This window comes from Nitrospira sp. M1, from assembly GCF_965152605.1.
In genome coordinates this window covers 1548513-1565600 of sequence record NZ_OZ224217.1, presented here as the reverse complement: position 1 = coordinate 1565600, position 17088 = coordinate 1548513, and the positions used below count along the sequence as shown (strand labels likewise).

General features: G+C 48.0%; 14 protein-coding genes and 1 riboswitch. Of the genes, 8 read left to right on the top strand and 6 right to left on the bottom strand.

What is annotated here, in order from left to right:
* Positions 1-46: 46 nt before the first annotated feature.
* Both ACWHX8_RS07390 and ACWHX8_RS07385 read right to left on the bottom strand, forming a co-directional pair.
* Positions 47-247 (bottom strand): hypothetical protein, encoded by a 201-nt coding sequence (locus ACWHX8_RS07390; RefSeq protein ID WP_447971312.1) that lies wholly within the window; start codon positions 245-247, stop codon positions 47-49.
* Positions 248-252: 5 nt separating this feature from the next.
* Positions 253-519: a glutaredoxin family protein gene (locus ACWHX8_RS07385; RefSeq protein WP_447971311.1), complete on the bottom strand. Its 267-nt coding sequence runs from the start codon at positions 517-519 to the stop codon at positions 253-255.
* Between the two features lie 963 nt (positions 520-1482).
* Here ACWHX8_RS07385 and ACWHX8_RS07380 point away from each other — a divergent pair.
* The 5 genes from ACWHX8_RS07380 (at position 1483) to ACWHX8_RS07360 (ending at position 7607) form a co-directional block, all read left to right on the top strand.
* Entirely contained in the window at positions 1483-4443 is a 2961-nt protein-coding gene (locus ACWHX8_RS07380; RefSeq protein ID WP_447971310.1) for a PAS domain S-box protein, read from the top strand.
* Positions 4444-4593: 150 nt separating this feature from the next.
* The gene (locus tag ACWHX8_RS07375) at positions 4594-5037 is read left to right on the top strand and encodes a response regulator (RefSeq protein WP_447971309.1); all 444 of its coding nucleotides are present in this window, start codon (positions 4594-4596) and stop codon (positions 5035-5037) included.
* 4 nt (positions 5038-5041) lie between these two features.
* On the top strand, positions 5042-5482 hold the full coding sequence (locus ACWHX8_RS07370) for a response regulator (RefSeq protein WP_447971308.1): 441 nt from the start codon (positions 5042-5044) through the stop codon (positions 5480-5482).
* Positions 5483-5509: 27 nt separating this feature from the next.
* Positions 5510-5947, top strand: coding sequence for a response regulator (locus tag ACWHX8_RS07365; protein WP_447971307.1), 438 nt, complete (start codon positions 5510-5512; stop codon positions 5945-5947).
* Between the two features lie 151 nt (positions 5948-6098).
* Positions 6099-7607, top strand: a complete 1509-nt coding sequence (locus tag ACWHX8_RS07360; protein WP_447971306.1) for a hybrid sensor histidine kinase/response regulator — start codon at positions 6099-6101, stop codon at positions 7605-7607.
* A 216-nt stretch (positions 7608-7823) separates the two neighbouring features.
* On the opposite strand, the gene ACWHX8_RS07355 is transcribed toward ACWHX8_RS07360, so the two are convergent.
* Genes ACWHX8_RS07355 through ACWHX8_RS07345 form a run of 3 tightly spaced genes read right to left on the bottom strand, consistent with a single transcriptional unit; the run spans position 7824 to position 11888 of the window.
* Positions 7824-8984 carry a sensor histidine kinase gene (locus tag ACWHX8_RS07355; protein ID WP_447971305.1) on the bottom strand — a complete coding sequence of 387 codons (1161 nt, stop codon included), beginning with the start codon at positions 8982-8984 and terminating at the stop codon, positions 7824-7826.
* Positions 8981-9439: a response regulator gene (locus ACWHX8_RS07350; protein ID WP_447971304.1), complete on the bottom strand. Its 459-nt coding sequence runs from the start codon at positions 9437-9439 to the stop codon at positions 8981-8983. The genes ACWHX8_RS07355 and ACWHX8_RS07350 overlap by 4 nt, the downstream gene beginning before the upstream one ends.
* Positions 9402-11888, bottom strand: coding sequence for a PAS domain S-box protein (locus tag ACWHX8_RS07345; RefSeq protein WP_447971303.1), 2487 nt, complete (start codon positions 11886-11888; stop codon positions 9402-9404). Before ACWHX8_RS07345 ends, ACWHX8_RS07350 begins: the two co-directional genes overlap by 38 nt.
* 264 nt (positions 11889-12152) lie before the next feature.
* Positions 12153-12245: riboswitch (cyclic di-GMP riboswitch) on the top strand.
* Between the two features lie 154 nt (positions 12246-12399).
* On the opposite strand from ACWHX8_RS07345, the gene ACWHX8_RS07340 reads away from it, so the two are divergent.
* From ACWHX8_RS07340 to ACWHX8_RS07330, 3 genes are read left to right on the top strand one after another with little or no spacing between them, the layout of a single operon-like run.
* Positions 12400-13587 carry an ATP-binding protein gene (locus ACWHX8_RS07340; protein ID WP_447971302.1) on the top strand — a complete coding sequence of 396 codons (1188 nt, stop codon included), beginning with the start codon at positions 12400-12402 and terminating at the stop codon, positions 13585-13587.
* A gap of 24 nt (positions 13588-13611) precedes the next feature.
* Positions 13612-14007, top strand: coding sequence for a response regulator transcription factor (locus tag ACWHX8_RS07335; protein ID WP_447971301.1), 396 nt, complete (start codon positions 13612-13614; stop codon positions 14005-14007).
* A gap of 42 nt (positions 14008-14049) precedes the next feature.
* Positions 14050-15348 (top strand): ATP-binding protein, encoded by a 1299-nt coding sequence (locus tag ACWHX8_RS07330; protein ID WP_447971300.1) that lies wholly within the window; start codon positions 14050-14052, stop codon positions 15346-15348.
* 164 nt (positions 15349-15512) lie between these two features.
* Here ACWHX8_RS07330 and zwf read toward each other — a convergent pair whose 3' ends face one another.
* Positions 15513-17048: a glucose-6-phosphate dehydrogenase gene (gene zwf / locus ACWHX8_RS07325; RefSeq protein ID WP_447971882.1), complete on the bottom strand. Its 1536-nt coding sequence runs from the start codon at positions 17046-17048 to the stop codon at positions 15513-15515.
* Positions 17049-17088 lie beyond the last annotated feature (40 nt).

The following is a 17088-nucleotide window of genomic DNA, read 5'->3' as shown; positions in this document are numbered from 1 at the left end:
TCACACAAGTCACGACATGCCAGGTGCGGAGAGACGATACGACGGGTTACCCCGTTTCAGGGCCAACCAACTCGCCATTACAGTCACTACATACCCAATCACCATCATTAAATTTCATCGGATCACCACAAAACGGACATTCTGGTGGAGGGCCGGCCTCAACGACTGGAATGATGGGGATTTCAAAGTCTTCATCATCCTCATCCATCCCAAACGGCCTACTACCTTCTGTATGTGAGTCGGTCATAGTCTTTACGTTTCTCTTGGTTTCATTTTAGCTGCAAGAGCTTTTTCTGCAGCCTGACGGGTTGGGACACCGATAAACGTCAGCTTTCCATTCAAGATCGTTGCTGGTGTTGCACGAATGGAATGGCGTTCAGCTAACTCTCTACCATTTTCAGTATCAATCTCGATTTCTCGATACGAAAAACTATACTTAACCTTCATGCCTTTCCACAGTGTTTTCGCTGCGGGACAGGCATTGCATGCCTTCGAGACAAGTAATGTGACATTTGCCATAAAATCTATGAGTCCTCCTCAATCTAAACGAAACATATATATATGCTGTCATGTTACCACTAGAGAAAAAGAGGCCGCAAGGAAAAAGAACCTACCCATATAGCGTTGAACGTTATGCCCCTCAATCATTCACTCCAACACATGACAACACACGGCGAGGGCCATACTGGAATACCGACCCCCTATGACACCACATCCATTCAGGTCATGCCTGGGTTGCCTCATTCATCCGCACGTTTTTAAATATGTTACGCACACAGACAACACGGCATCATGACATAACCGAGCCAATGAGATCGAATAGGGGAGTGTTGAATAATGCTGATATCGAGCTGCAATATTCCTCGAGCACGTGTTGGATGTCAGAAGCCTCGGGTCGGTTCAAAAAAGTCCGTCCAGCAAGGCCACAGCCATTTTGACGCGCGGAGCGTACTGGTTATACGTGAGCACGGCAAAATGGCGAGAACGCCGCTGGCGGCTTTTTTCAACAGACCCAATAGCACAACACGGTAGACAGGATCTTATTCAAGACATACTTTCTGGCCGTGGAAAATAATCATGACAAAAAATTCGTTGATATAATTGAAAAAACTTATTATGATCATACGTATTCATACCTTCGGCCATCTGTATAGGATTCATGCACACGTTCATCATTCATACACAGCCGCCTCTTTTTCTAATCAGTCGTTCATCACGTTTTATTCTCACCAGTCTTTATATTTAAAAATTTTCTCGATCCATCGTCTCGTGCTCCAACCATAGACCACGCGCCGGAGCAGGAAGCGTTGCGTTCAATCAGCATGTTCTCAGGCTGGACTTTTCCATGCTTCAATGGAGAAAACAGCATGCGCACTGACGCGCTTAGGGGCAAGAATTTCACATTATGAGGAGAGGCCTCATCATCGTAGCAACCCATTGCAAAAACCCTTATCAGCACGCATGGCGAATTGACGAATACCCATGACGACCAAAACCCAATCGGCCACTAAAAGCACCACAATATTTTCAACACGTTCCATGCGATTATGGCTACCGATTCTGTTCGGCAGCATCATTACGATGATTCTAATTATCAGCAGCGTCACATACTACAATGTTCAGCAAAACAAGATGGACGAACAGGGAAAGACGTTGGCCACGATTGCCTCGGCATTGGGAAAACGACTTGACCGGATTTTATTCGAACGGCAAGCCGATATCTCTGTCTTAGGACAAAACCCTCTATTGGCGACCGATGACCTCCCTACCATCACGCACTACTTACAGCTCATTCAAGACACCTATCAAGCCTATAGCTGGATCGGCCTAACTGATGAATCGGGACAGGTAATTGCTGCCACCATTCCATCGACGGTTGGACTCATCATGAATCAGGATCCGTCATTCCAAACTATTCAGCATACAACCGGCATTCACATTGGAGATGCAAAACCACGGGATATTTTAGGAGATCAATACGCACTCATGATTGCAATAGCCATCCAACCAGACACGAGTACCTCGCAAGAAACAGCACTAAAAAAAGGGTTATTCGCCTACATTCCCCTTGAACATTTGGCTCAAGAATTCAAACGACAAACATCAGTCTTACGGCAACAATATCCCATGATATCGATGATTGAATGGCAATTGCTTCGACATGACGGTCTCGTCTTGTTTGATTCTAGCGACGATGAGGTTGGACACGTAAATCTCCTTACGGTAAAGCGTCCCTCAGCTCAGGCCGTCACCATGGGACATGATGGCTATGTGCAAGAACGTCACGACCGAAAAGACATTGAGGTCTTAACAGGATATAGCCAAATGAAGGGCAGTGGATTGGCTTCATCCTTTAATTGGGGCATCTTGGTGCGTCGCGATCTCGATGAACTCTTAGCCGCATCTCAGGACCTCCTATGGAAATTCGCAGCTGCAGTCGTGGTGTTATTATTGTTAATCGGCCTGCTCGCCTGGATGACCTACCGGTTGCAGCGCTCACAAATACTTGAACGCAACGCCAATCGTTTAGCCCAACGAGCAGAAAAACGATTCCGTACGATTGTTGAGGCGGCTCCCAGTGGCATGATCATGATCGATCGATCCGGAACGATTGTGCTGGCGAATCCTTTAATCAGTCAACAGTTCGGGTATACGAATGAAGAATTGCTCAACCATTCAATTGACATGTTGGTCCCCGAACGCTTCCGCCCGCAACACGCCATGCATCGAAGCAACTTTTTCTCAACGACCGAGGGCAGGAACATCGCTGGCGGACGCGAACTCTATGGACGACGCCAAAACGGCACTGAGTTCCCGATCGAAATTGGACTGAACCCCTTGATTACCGATGAAGCACACTACGTCCTCGCATCGGTCATTGACATCACCGAACGCAAGCTGGCCGAGCAACAGTTACAGGAATTAAATCGAACCAAGGAACTTATTTTGAAGTCAGTTGAGGAGGGCATCTATGGTCTTGATATCACCGGACATGTCATCTTTATCAATAAGGCTGGAGCCGCCATGTTGGGCTATTCCCCCGAAGAATTAATCGGCATGCCGATGCATTCGACTATTCACCATACTACATTCGAAGGAACTCCGTATCCTCAGCACACCTGCCCAATACATACCGCCTCCCAGGTCGAGGCTATCCAACACATTACGGATGAAGTGTTGTGGAGAAAGGATAGAACCTACTTTCCGGTTGAATACACTAGTGCGCCAATTAAAAATGAACATGGCGAGATTGAAGGAGCCGTCGTGACATTTCAAGACGTCACGGAACAGAAAAAACAACGAGACGAAATCAACGTGCTCACCGAACGCCTCCAACTTGCCACCCAGGCTGCAGAAATCGGAGTCTGGGATTGGGATGTGGTGCACAATCACTTAACCTGGGACGACCGCATGTATGCCCTGTATGGACAATTGCCACACTCACATACCATGACCTATGAATCCTGGCTTGCCACTCTCCATCCTAAAGATTATGCACGAGCCCACGGGGAACTTCAGGAAGCGCTTCACAGTCACACGCATTTTCGCGCCAATTTCCGGGTCATCTGGCCTAACCACTCGATTCACTATATTCAAGCATTTGCCATTATCAATCGCACCCACGATGGAAAAGCCATACGAATGACTGGAGTCAATTGGGACATTACGAACGAAAAAGTCAACGAGGAGGTCCTCACACAATACATCGAAAACCTCCGACGATCCAATTCGGAGTTAGAACAATTCGCCTATGTCGCCTCCCATGATTTACAAGAACCATTACGAAAAATCCGAAACTTCTCGGAGTTATTAAGCGCACGCGCCGAGGGACATTTACCTCAAGAACTCGAAAAGTTTCTCACCCCGATCGTCAGCAGTGCCACACGGATGCAAGCCCTCGTTCAAGACTTACTGGCTTTCTCTCGCATTGCACGTGAAGGGCCGGACGTCGCACCCGTCGACCTTCACGTCCTTGTGGAACAGGTAAAAAGCTCATTGGAATCGACCATTACAGAAAGCCAGGCCACCCTGATCATCGACCCCCTACCAACCATCGAGGGCAATGCCACGCAGATCGAGCAACTCTTTCAAAATTTAATCGCGAACAGCCTGAAGTATCATGGTGATCGTGCGCCACGAATCACGATCACGGCAACCCGACACGACACCTATTGGCAGTTTGCCATCAGCGATAATGGCATCGGAATCGATCCGCAGTATGCGGACCGCATCTTTGTGATCTTCCAACGACTGCATACGAAACAAGCCTATGACGGCACAGGAATAGGGCTCGCCATTTGTAAAAAAATTGTTGAACGCCACGAAGGTCAAATCTGGGTGGAGTCCACACCCAACGAAGGCTCAACATTCTTCTTCACGCTTCCGAATTCACAGGCTGGAAACGACCATCAAGCGGTATTGGTTAGTGAGCAAATGTCATAGTGGCAGACGCACGAGTCATACAGTGAAATCTTCCATCAAATTAATGAGTGTGTTAACATACGACATCATATCCAACCGTGCCTCATTATTCTGCCTTCATCTCTTTTTCGTATTGCTCATGATGACGATCATGTCACTGAGAGGTCACATATGACACAGCAAAGCAATTCGGTTCACATTCTGATGGTTGAAGATGATGAGGAAGACGTGGTGCTGACGAAGGAGTCACTCACCAACTCCAAAGTCACATTAGACCTACATGTTGTTGAAGATGGGGAAGAAGCGCTTCTGTATTTACGGAAGGCTCAGCCGTACGCCTCAGCGACAACCCCAGATGTCATCCTCCTTGACCTCAACCTCCCCAAAAAAAATGGGCGTGAGGTCTTGTCGGAAATGCGGGAAGACGACCTTTTGCGTTCAATCCCGGTGATCATCCTCACCACCTCCGATCAGGAAGAAGACGTCATGAAAACCTATAAACTTGGAGCGAATTGCTATATCACCAAGCCAGTTGGTCTGGAGCAATTCATGAAAGTCGTAACCGCCATCGACAATTTTTGGTTTTCAATTGTGAAATTGCCGCCTCGAACATAACGACATGATTTTTCGCACCCGTCAAATTCTGATCATTGACGATGACGCTGACGACATTCTCATCCTCGAAGAATGTCTATCACGCACAAGTCTAGACTTTCAGGTAACGGCTCTTCATACAGGAAGTGAAGCCATTCCTTATCTGCATGAATTCTCTCGTGAAAAGACAAAAGGTCGACCAGATCTTATTATTCTGGATCTTCACCTTCCAGACATTGACGGAGTTGAACTTATTCGCGCAATACGGCGAAATATTGTCCTGTGCGTGATTCCCATTATCGTCTACAGCGGATCCGATGACCAGGAACGCATCCGCAAATGTTATGCCGCTGGAGTGAATTGCTGTCTCAAGAAACCATCAAACATCGACGAAGCCATGACCCTGGCCTCTGCAATACATGAATTTTGGTTTACCACCCTTCAACTTCCCAGTAACTACGCTTAACAGTCATCGCCATAGGAGCCTGATCACATGGTACGAGGGAAACCCATTAAAGTCCTATTAGTTGAAGATGATGAGGAAGATGTGCTCTTGACGAAAGAGGCGCTTCACCGTTCAAAGTTGTCAATAGAACTTGATGTCGTCACCAATGGTGAACAGGCCTTACTCTATCTTCGGCAAGAGGCCCCCTATGCCGATACGACACGACCAGATTTAGTGCTTCTCGATATCAACCTGCCACGTAAAAATGGATGGGAAGTATTGGAAGTCATTAAAACCCATGACCAACTCAAGTCGCTTCCCGTCACCATGCTCACAACTTCAAGTGAAGACCCTGACATTCAGCGCTCGTACGATTTGGGAGCCAATAGTTATGTCACAAAACCCATTGGCATCGATGAGTTTCATCGAGTGGTGCAAGCCATTCAAGACTTTTGGTTTACCATTGTCAAGCTGCCACACTTGTGATGAAACCAACCGATTTTCCCACGTCAACACCTATGACGAACACTCTCAACACTCACGGAAGTCCATTGGATTGAATACCAATGAAGACCATGACGTTCTGTAACGGGCTTGCGCACTTCCAGTTCACTCCTTCAAACCAGAGTCACGACACATGACCGACTCTTCACTACCTCAACAGGCAAGCGAACAAGAGTTTCGTGCCCTCGTCGAACACAACATCGACGGAATGGTCATCATCACGCACGACCGAAACATTCGTTACGTCAACCCGGCTGCCTGTCAATTATTTCAACGTTCAGCGAAAGAACTCATCGGAACAGCCATCGAATTTCCCATCGTCGTTGGGCAAACAACAGAAATTGACCTTGTACGCGCACAGGGTTCGCACATTCCAGTTGAAGTACGTATCGTGAGTGTCAACTGGGAAGGCAAAACCAGCTACCTCGGATGCCTCCGTGATCTCACTGAACGCCGAAAAGCCGAAAAAGAACGAGAACGTCTTTCCACGCAAATGCAGTACGCTCAAAAGCTGGAAAGCCTTGGAGTCCTCGCCGGCGGCATTGCGCACGACTTCAATAATTTATTGATGGCGATCGTCGCAAGGACCGGTCTTGCACTTCGAATCGTTGGTCCGGACTCCCCGGCCAGTACACACCTGGAGCACATAAAAGTGTCGGGACTTCGTGGCGGCGAGCTTGCCAACCAAATGCTCACCTATGCCGGCAAGGGAAAACCGATTATCCAAACAATCAATGTCACACAACTTATTCAAGGCATGGCGCACCTACTTCGGCTCTCCGTCTCAAAACAGGCAACACTGGAATATGATCTAGCTGCAGAGGTGCCACTGATCGAGGCGGACCCTTCGCAGTTACGACAACTCATCATCAGCGTCCTGACCAACGCCTCAGAAGCTCTTGGAGACAAGAGTGGGGTCATTACGATCTCTACGGGGACCGTAAACATGCAAGCCAACCAGAGCAAGGGCTGGTACGTCACTGGAGATTTACCCTCATCTCACGGGATCTACATCGACGTGCGTGACACCGGTTCGGGCATGGATTCAGAGACTATTCCAAAAATTTTCGATCCGTTTTTTTCAACAAAATTCACAGGACGAGGGCTTGGCCTAGCCGCGTTACTCGGTATTGTCCGAGCCTTGAACGGAGCCGTCGCCGTGACCAGCCGTACTGGAGAAGGGACACATTTTCGCCTGATGTTTCCGTCGCTCGTCTCGACACAATCAGGCCAGATGAAACCGAATACCCCCGACCTTTGCTGGAAAGGCAAAGGTACGGCACTTGTCGTCGATGACGAAGAAGATGTTCGGCTTGCGTCTCAACTCATTCTTGAGGAAATGGGCTTAACCGTGTTGACCGCCGGCGATGGCGAGGCTGGGCTTGAGATCTACACGCGATACCATCACGAAATCACCCTCGTGCTGCTCGACCTTTCCATGCCCCGAATGAATGGTGCACAACTTTTTAAAGAAATTCGCAAACTCAGCCACGAGGTGCCGTTTATTCTCTCGAGTGGGTATAACGAGGATGAAGCCGCAACACGATTTCAAGGAACCGGCCGGTATGATTTCCTTCAAAAGCCCTATCAAATTGACGACTTGATTGCCAAGGTTCGAAAAACCATCGAAGCAGGAAGATAAAAATACATTCGACGCGCTTTCTTGAGTGAGATCATATGATTATCATTCGAGCGTTGGGTATGTATACAGGAAGGTAGCAAACTATTGTGCGTTCGTGCACTACACACCTCTAGAATCTACTTGAAGTCGTAATCATCGATCTCCATGATTCAGAGTCTCCTGCACCGACAAGCATCACAAGACAACATGAAGGATTGAAACCTGGAAAGCCCACGATTAACGCGAAACCAAAGAAATGCTTTCACTGGAGGAGCAGCCTGAAACATCTGATTGAAGAGCGCTATCTTTTGGAAATGTGAACATGAACCGGCTCCCGACCTGTTCAACCGAGTCAACCCAAATAGAACCGCCATGCATCTCAACGACTTTTTTGCATAAGGCCAGTCCAATGCCCATGCCGTCGGTTTTCACACCATTGTCTAACCGTTGAAAGACTTCAAAGATCTTCTGTGAAGCATCAGTGGGAATGCCAACGCCATTATCACTCACCGTTAACTGCCACATCGTGTCCATATCCTGCACAGAAACATGGATATTCGGAGGAGGTACGCTCCGAAACTTCAAGGCATTTCCAATAAGGTTTTGAAATAATTGCTGAAGAAAGAGTTCATTGCCCATCATCGTTGGTAATGGCTCTATCGTAATCGTAGCCTGCGTTTCCTGTATTGGTTGTTCGAGTTGAGTCAATGCTTCTTGAACAATATGATTGAGGTTCGCCTGCACAAAGGGTTTCGATGCACCACCTAAGAGCGAATAATCAAGTAACGCCTTAATTAATCGACGCATATGGTAGGCGCTTTTGAGGGAACGGGCAATGTAATCCTGAGACCGTTCGCTCAAGTGATCGTTCGAATCTTTTTGAAGCAGTTCCAAAAATGTAATGATCCTTCTCACCGGAGCCTGCAAGTCATGCGATGCACGATGAGTAAACTGCTCGAGCTCATGCTGTGATCGCTCAATTTCATCATGCTGCTGCTCGGTCTTACGAATCAGTTCAGCTTTTTCAATAGCCCGCGTCACCGCACGGACTATTCCCTCTGCCGTGAGTTTTCCTTTTACCAGATAATCTGCAGCTCCACTTTTCAAAGCCTCGGACGCTACCGTTTCATCGCCCTGCCCCGTCAACATCAACACCGGAATACGTTGAGTATCCTCTCTTTGATTGAGTAAAGAAATAAACTCAAGTCCATCGGCATCAGGTATTTGATAATCGATCAAAATACAGTCAGGTTGTTCGCGTTGACAGAGCTCCCATCCTTCGGCACTCGAATCCGATTCGATGATACGGAAACGTTGCTGTACGCTCTTACTCAAATATCGACGAAGCACGTCTCGGTCTTCCTGGCAATCATCAATAATCAACACAGATGTTTTCATACGGGTTTCTCCAGATTCGGCATGACCACGACTTCAAACCAATAATCCTTCAATCGTGTCATCGCCCGCATAAATCCTTCAAAGTCTAAGGGTTTTGTAATATAACTGTTTGCCCCTAAGGCATAACAGGCTTGCACATCTCGATCATCGATAGACGTCGTGAGGACAATAACTGGAATCAACTTTAAGTACTCGTCATGTTTGATTTCGGTTAAGACCTCACGCCCATCGGTGCCCGGTAAATTGAGATCCAGAAAAATCATGCCTGGAAGCTGGACGCCAGCTTGCGCATGATCCCGTGTGCACTGATGGAGAAACTCCACAGCATCATCTCCATCTACATGGTGTATGATGGGATTGATCAGTCCGGCAGCGCGCAAGCTCCGCACCGTCATCTCGTAATCCTCTGGACTATCTTCAACGATGAGAATAGGCTGTTGCGGCGTGGCCACCATCGAGCACACTCCTTTGCAAGGTAAAGAAAAATGTTGTCCCCTCTCCATACGTCGACTCCACCCAAATTTTTCCACCATGACGCTCGACAAGCTTCTTCGTGATGGTTAACCCGGCTCCAGTCCCGCCCCCAAACTGCTCACGACCATGCAGACGTTTAAAAATACGAAAGATACTCGACACATGCTTCTCCTTGATCCCGATCCCATTGTCGCGCACGTAAAAGACCAACGGTTCATTGCGTACGAAATGTATTTCGTCGTCAGAATCTCGTATCGTATTGGAAGATTCGAGACAAATATGCTTCTCGGATGAGGCTTCTCGTTGGAATTCATCAGCAGTGATGTAGCCGATTTCTATCCACTTCTCATGTTTATCGTTGTATTTCATCCCATTGGTGATCAAATTGCGGAAGACTTCACCGATTCGCACATGATCACAGGTGACTGTGGGCAACGATCTCGGGATGCGAATGTCGACACCGCATTCCGTTAACCGGATATCCAAGGACTCAATAATTTCCTCAAGAATCCTCTGTGTATCAGTCGGACCAATCGCCAGCTCCGTACGGCCGACTCGAGAGTAATAGAGCAACGAATTAATGAGGTCTTCCATCCGTTTCGATAAACGAAGAAGGGTTTCACAGCGAGACCGGGCCTCTTCATCCAATTGATGACCATAGTCTTCCATGAGAATCGTGGAGTAATTATAAATTCCACGTAACGGTTCCTTGAGATCATGGGATGTGATATACGCAAAGTCATCCAATTCCTGATTGGAGCGATGCAAATCATCCATGTATTGATACAAGGTGGATTCTTCTTTTTTACGAGCTGTCACGTCCACAACTGAAGCAAGCATCAAGGGCTCCGTCGCAGTCGGAACTGGACTCAGACCGACTTCCACCAGAAATTCCGACCCGTCTTTTCGTCGCCCAAAGAGATCACGAGTCCCCCCAAGAATTCGAGGCTCAGGATGGGCAAATGCTCTGGCGCGATGCTCTGGATGCACGTCACGAAATCGTTCCGGAACCAGCAACTCAATGGCCTGCCCCAACAACTCACCACGCTCATATCCAAATAACGATTCAAGGACTTGATTGGCTAAGACAATGGCTCCTTCTCCATTGATCATGATCAGCCCACTCGGAACCGCTTCGATGACAAGACGAAGTTGCTCTTGAATGCGTTGACGCTCCGTAATATCTCGAAAGGTCACCACAGCCCCGATAAGCTGTCCGCGATCATCACGAATAGGCGTACTCGTATATTCAACAGGAAAACTGCTCCCATCTTTCCGCCACAGGACGTCGTGATCGACATGATGGATCACACCATCTTTGAAGGCGGCATACATTGGACATTCTTCACGAGGGTACGGTGATCCATCCACTTTCGTATGATGCATCGTGGGATGCATCGGGACGCCAAGTAATTCCTCGGACGTGTAGCCCAACATAGCTGCCCCTGCCGGATTCACAAAGGTCGTATTGCCTTGAGCATCAAGCCCATAGATCCCTTCTCCCGCAGATTGCAGAATAAGGGCGTTCAATGACTCACTTTGACTCAAGGCGTCCTCCGCCTTCTTCTGCGCAGTTCTATCCATGACAGACGCTAACACGCGCACCCCGTCCGATGTGGTAAGTGGAGTCAGCCCAACATCGACAAGAAATTCAGAGCCGTCTTTTCGCCGCCCATAGAGCTCGCACCCATTCCCTATGGTCCGTGAGACAGGAGATGCCAAAAACGCGGTTCGCAACTGAGGATGACGATGCCGGAAGCGATCAGGAAGAAGGATTTCAATTTTTTGGCCAATCAATTCCCCTTCTCCATAGCCAAACTGCTTAATAATGTGAGTATTGGCTAAGAGGATCGTGCCATCGCCATCACTCATGATCATCCCGTTTGGGATAATGTTCAGGAGATGTTCAAAATAGTCTTTGTACTGGCGTTCCTGCGCAAGTCGTACTCGTAATTCGAGTTGCGTCATCACTTGTCGGGAGAGAATGGTCAATGCCTCTCGTTGCACTCGCGTAAGTGAACGTGGAGTCTGATCAATGACACAGAGTGTGCCGAGCGCCAACCCGTCAGACGTTTCTAGGGTCGAGCCTGCATAGAACCGGACGTTCGGATCCATCGTGACCAGCGGATTATCGGCAAACCGGACATCGTGCAAAGCATCGGGTACTTCAAAAATTCCAGATTCGTGAATCGCGTGTGCACAAAAGGCGATATCTCGAGGAGTGTGAGTGGCCGAAATCCCAACTTTCGATTTAAACCATTGGCGATGTTCATCGATCAAACTGATAAGGGCAATGGGTGTTTGACAAATATAGGCCGCAAGTCTTGTCAGATCATCCAACGATTCCTCTGGCATCGTATCGAGCACGTGATACCGATCGAGCGCAGCCAGGCGCTGAGATTCGTTGTCGGGCAATTGAGCCGAGAGCATATGGTCACCTTCTTCATATATTATGTATGTCCTTATTCGGCCTATCAACACCCTGTCTTAATAGGGCAATTCCAGTGCGTTGATTCAGCGTTGAAGTAAAGCGATCTACACGACAACAATGCAACACATGGAGCATGAACTCGATAAGACAACATGGTTCCTCTCAGAAGCGCTTACGGGCTCTTTCCACATTCACAGTACCTACGGTTGAGAAGTCCATACTTCACCTAAAGCTTCTTCCAGGTAGACCGATAACAGGAGGTATAGTGACAAGAGCAAACCATTCGTGAGGATGGGACGCAAAGCCAAGGGACCCAGTGAAGTCGACTTCACTCAGAGGTACGCCCGGTTGCCGCTTACGCACAACCTCCTCTCCGCTTTTGCTCCTCTCCTATCGGAATAGGTCTTTCATGATCACTCCGTTCTCTTGCTCATTCTTCATGGTGACGATCGCCATGATCCCGAGCAATCACTCACAGACGGAGAGACGAATGCGTCTAGGAAAAAGGCTATGTCGATGAGGTCAACAACAACCCGCGCGACCAACTCACTCAAGGTGCTACTCGTGGACGATAATGAAGATGATGCCATCATCATCCAAACACTCCTTGGCGATGTTGCGACCACACACTTCGACATTGACTGGGCCGACTCGTATGAACGTGGATTGATGATGATCAAAGAAGATACGCATGACATTGATCTGATTGACTATCACCTCGGCGCATACACCGGCATTGACCTGTTACATGAAATTCAAGGTCGAGGCTTTCAAGCGCCTGTGATTTTATTAACCGGGCATGGAAATGAATCCGTTGTGCTTGAAGCAATGCGGTCGGGCGCATACGACTATATTCCCAAAGGGTCCATGTCCTCCGAAAATCTGGAACGTGCCATTGGCCATGCTGTCGAAAAAACCAAGTTGCAAAAAACTCTCGACGAGCATCACCGTCAACTTCAACAGGCTAATGCCAATTTACTAAGGAAAAACGAAGAAATTCAACGGTTTTATCATGTGCTTGCTCATGAACTGAAAACCCCTCTCACCGCAGCCTCTGAATTCGTCGAAATCATACTTGAAGGCCTCGCGGGTCCACTCACGCCAGATCAACAAGAATATTTAGAAATTGTTGATGGGTGTTGTGACTCATTACGACAAAACATTAATGATCTTTTTGATATCACGCGACTGGAAACCGGAAAACTGAGTGTCGATCTACAACCCCATTCACTGGAGCCTCTCATTCATCAAGTGGTCACGTCTCTCGTGCCAACGGCACAACACAAAGGCATTTCCCTCAACGACTCGCTGCCTCCGGACCTTCCTCAGGTCATCATGGATCAACATCGCGTTCGTCAGATTTTGAATAATCTTCTTGGCAATGCGTTGAAATACACCCCCAAAGACGGAGAAATACGAGTCGAGGTGTCTGATGTTGTCGAAGATGAGACCAGAGTGAAGATTGCCGTGTCTGATACAGGCCCTGGAATTGGTAAAGACCAGCTTGAGCACATTTTTGATCGTCTCTATCAAATTCGAAATGATGCCTCACCATCCGTGGCCGGCTTGGGCCTCGGCCTGTTTATTTCTCAAGAACTGGCGAAACTTCATGGCGGAACCTTGTCTGTTCACAGTTCACCCGGAGCGGGAAGTATATTTTTCTTTACCCTTCTAAAATCCCCTCAACTCAAATCCTAGAAGAAGAGAGAAAGAGAGAGTATTATGGAAAAGAACATTTTGGTGGTCGAAGACGATGAACGTATCGTGAAAGCTCTGAGCGTTCGATTGAATGCCAAGGGCTATCACGTCCTTACCGCCTACGATGCGATCATGGCCATCCAAAAGGCCATGGAACAACCTCCAGACCTCATTCTTCTTGACATTACCATGCCGGGAGGAAATGGACTCACCGTTGCTGAGCGCATCAAATCCTCGACGAAAACCTCTCATATCCCGATTATTTTTCTCACTGCCAGCAAAGAAGCAAGCTACCATGAACGCGCACTTGCTCTCGGGGCAGTAGCGTTTTTTGAGAAACCATTTGACTTCGAAGAATTACTTGCCACCGTTAGAGCCGCGTTAGAGCATCCGAACATGAGTGTATCTGTGAATGGATGAGACAATGAAACATGTGCCCCTTGTACATAAGACAACCGTACCATGACAACAGCTCTCGACGCACGATTTTCAACTGAACGCATTCATCTCCTGCTGATCGAAGACGAAGAGGATGACGCCATCATTGCGCATTCCCTTCTTTCGAATATACGAGGCGTCGAGTTTACAATTGATTGGGTCTCATCGTACGAAGAAGGACATTCCTCGATCCTGCAAAATCGTCATCATGTCTGCCTGCTTGACTACTGCCTTGGCGCTCGAACCGGGCTTGAGTTATTACATGATGCGATGCAGTATGGATGTAAAACGCCTATTATCATGATGACCGGAACCACCGATCGACATATTGATTTCCAAGCCGTACAACTCGGAGCGTCAGATTATGTCGTGAAAGGACACATTGACCCGCCGCTGCTCGAACGAGTGATCCGTCACGCCAGAGAACGGAAAAAGGCGGAAGTCGAACGGGAAGAACTCCATACGCAACTCCTCGAAACCTCTCGCCAGTTAGGCATGGCAGACATCGCAATTAATGTTCTCCATAATGTCGGCAACGTCCTCACGAGCATCAATGTATCGGCCGGGCTCATCTCCCAATCATTGCGACAGTCACATATCGAAGGAATTAGTCTCGTGGCCGACATGCTACAAACCCACCACGGTCATCTTGACACGTTTTTCACGAAGGACCCAAAAGGCAAACTGATTCCACAATATCTTCAAGAACTTGGCAAAGACTTATCTGCTCGCGTCCAACACACCATCTCGGAAGTGGAATCTCTGGTTTCAAAAGTCGATCACGTCATGCAGATTATCGATGCCCAACAAACCATCGCAAAACCAGGGGGAGTGCAGGAACCCGTTCGGCTTGCTGCCTTGTTAGAACAGGCCTTAATGATCAGCGGGGGAGAACTGGAAGAACACCACATTGAGATTATTCAAGACTATGCTGAACTACCACAAGTGGTGCTTGACAAACATCAAGTGCTACAGATTCTTGTCAATCTGATACGCAACGCCAAGCATGCCATGATCGCTCACGAACGAACGCAACATCGCCTGACATTACGCCTCACACCATGTCCTGAACAGAAAGGGTTTGTACAAATTCAGGTGACTGACACCGGGATCGGCATTCACCCAGAACATCTCACTCGCATATTTGCTCAAGGGTTTACGACCAAAATGCACGGGAATGGCATCGGACTACACAGCAGTGCCATCGCGGCAAAAAACTGTGGAGGATCACTGTATGCCTCAAGCGAAGGGGAAAGTCACGGGGCAACATTCACGCTGACATTGCCTTGTTCAGTGGTGCAGAACCGGGCTGAAGACACCTGAATTCACAGAACCAACCAACACCAACAGGACATACCAACGATAGCGCTCTCACATCCAGGCTTCATACGCCCTCGATTCATTATGACTCTAGACAGAATGAACGATTCTTGAAGTTCTCATTACGTGATATAGCCGAGACGGTTGAGACAGATCGTGCGGTAAAATCATTCATAATTTCTCCACATCCGGCCATCTTTCGCTAACAAGGCGTCAGCATCAGGTGGCCCCCACGTTCCAGCAGGATAGGGATGGATAGCATGGGTACCAAGACTATCCCACACCTTGAGAATCGGGTCGACGACACTCCATCCCAATTCGACATTATCACTTCGTTGAAAGAGCGTCGCATCTCCAGCCATCACATCGTGAAGCAAGGTTTCATACCCGGTACTTGGTGCGTCGCCAAAGTAGTCGGCATATTGAAAGTCCATATTTACGCTCCCAACCTGGACCTGGGGACCAGGAATTTTTGCCCCGAAACTTAACGAAATACCCTCGTCGGGTTGTATACGAATGACGAGAACATTCGGAGTTAATCGATCCACCGGGGTCTTTCGAAAGAGCATGAGTGGGGCTGACTTAAACTGAATAACCACTTCGGTTACTCGTTGCTTGAGTCGTTTCCCTGTTCGTAAGTAGAATGGTACGCCTTCCCATCGCCAACTCTCAATCGACAAGGTCATCGCCGTATAGGTTTCTCTCAAGGACGTTGACGATACATTGACTTCAGATCGATACGGAAGCACCTGCGTGCCGTGAGAAATGCCGGCCCCGTACTGTCCAGCCACGGTCGACTGCAAGACTTCCATTGGATTCATTGGCTGAATCGCGCGAAGCAGTTTGGCCTTTTCATTGCGCACGGCTTCAGGATCAAACGCATTCGGTGGTTCCATGGCCACAAAAGCCAAAATCTGCAACAAATGGTTGGGAACCATATCGCGTAACGCACCGGCCTTATCATAGTAGGACCCCCGATGCTCAACGCCTAAGGTTTCCGCAACCGTTATTTGCACATGATCGATATATTGCCGATTCCAGATAGGTTCGAAAATACCATTGGCAAATCGAAACACCAAAATATTTTGAACAGTTTCTTTTCCTAAATAATGATCGATACGGTAAATCTGTTTTTCATCTAACACACTGCGCAATGTGGAATTTAAGGCCTGCGCAGACGACAAGTCATGGCCAAAGGGCTTTTCAATGACAATGCGGCGAGCCTGGTTTTTCTCTTGAGTCACGAGACCCTTGGCTCCGAGGTTTTGGACGATTTCGCCAAAGAATGAAGGAGAAGTCGCCATATAATACAGATAGTTTCCACTCGTACCATATTGAGCATTTAACTCGGAAATCATCTTCTGCAGATGCCCGTAGGTCTGTGGGTCGCGAAAGTCGCCAGACAGATAATACAAACGGTCGAGCAACCATTCTTTGATCGTTGATTCTATCGGTTGAGTAGAAAGCTCTTGAATATCTCGACGAATTTTGACGCGAAAGTCTTCAGTGTTCATCGAAACGCCATCGACTCCAAGAATGGCAAATTCTTGCGGTAAATGATGACTCGCGGCAAGGTTATACAACGCAGGAATGAGTTTTCGTTTGGTCAGATCCCCTTGTGCACCAAAGATGACAAAGAGCGTTGGAGGTCGTGTCTGACCTTGACCAGCCTGAGAATAGACGGCTGCGTTATCATCTTGCATATTAAATTCAACATGATCAGAAAACTCTTCAGTACCGAGA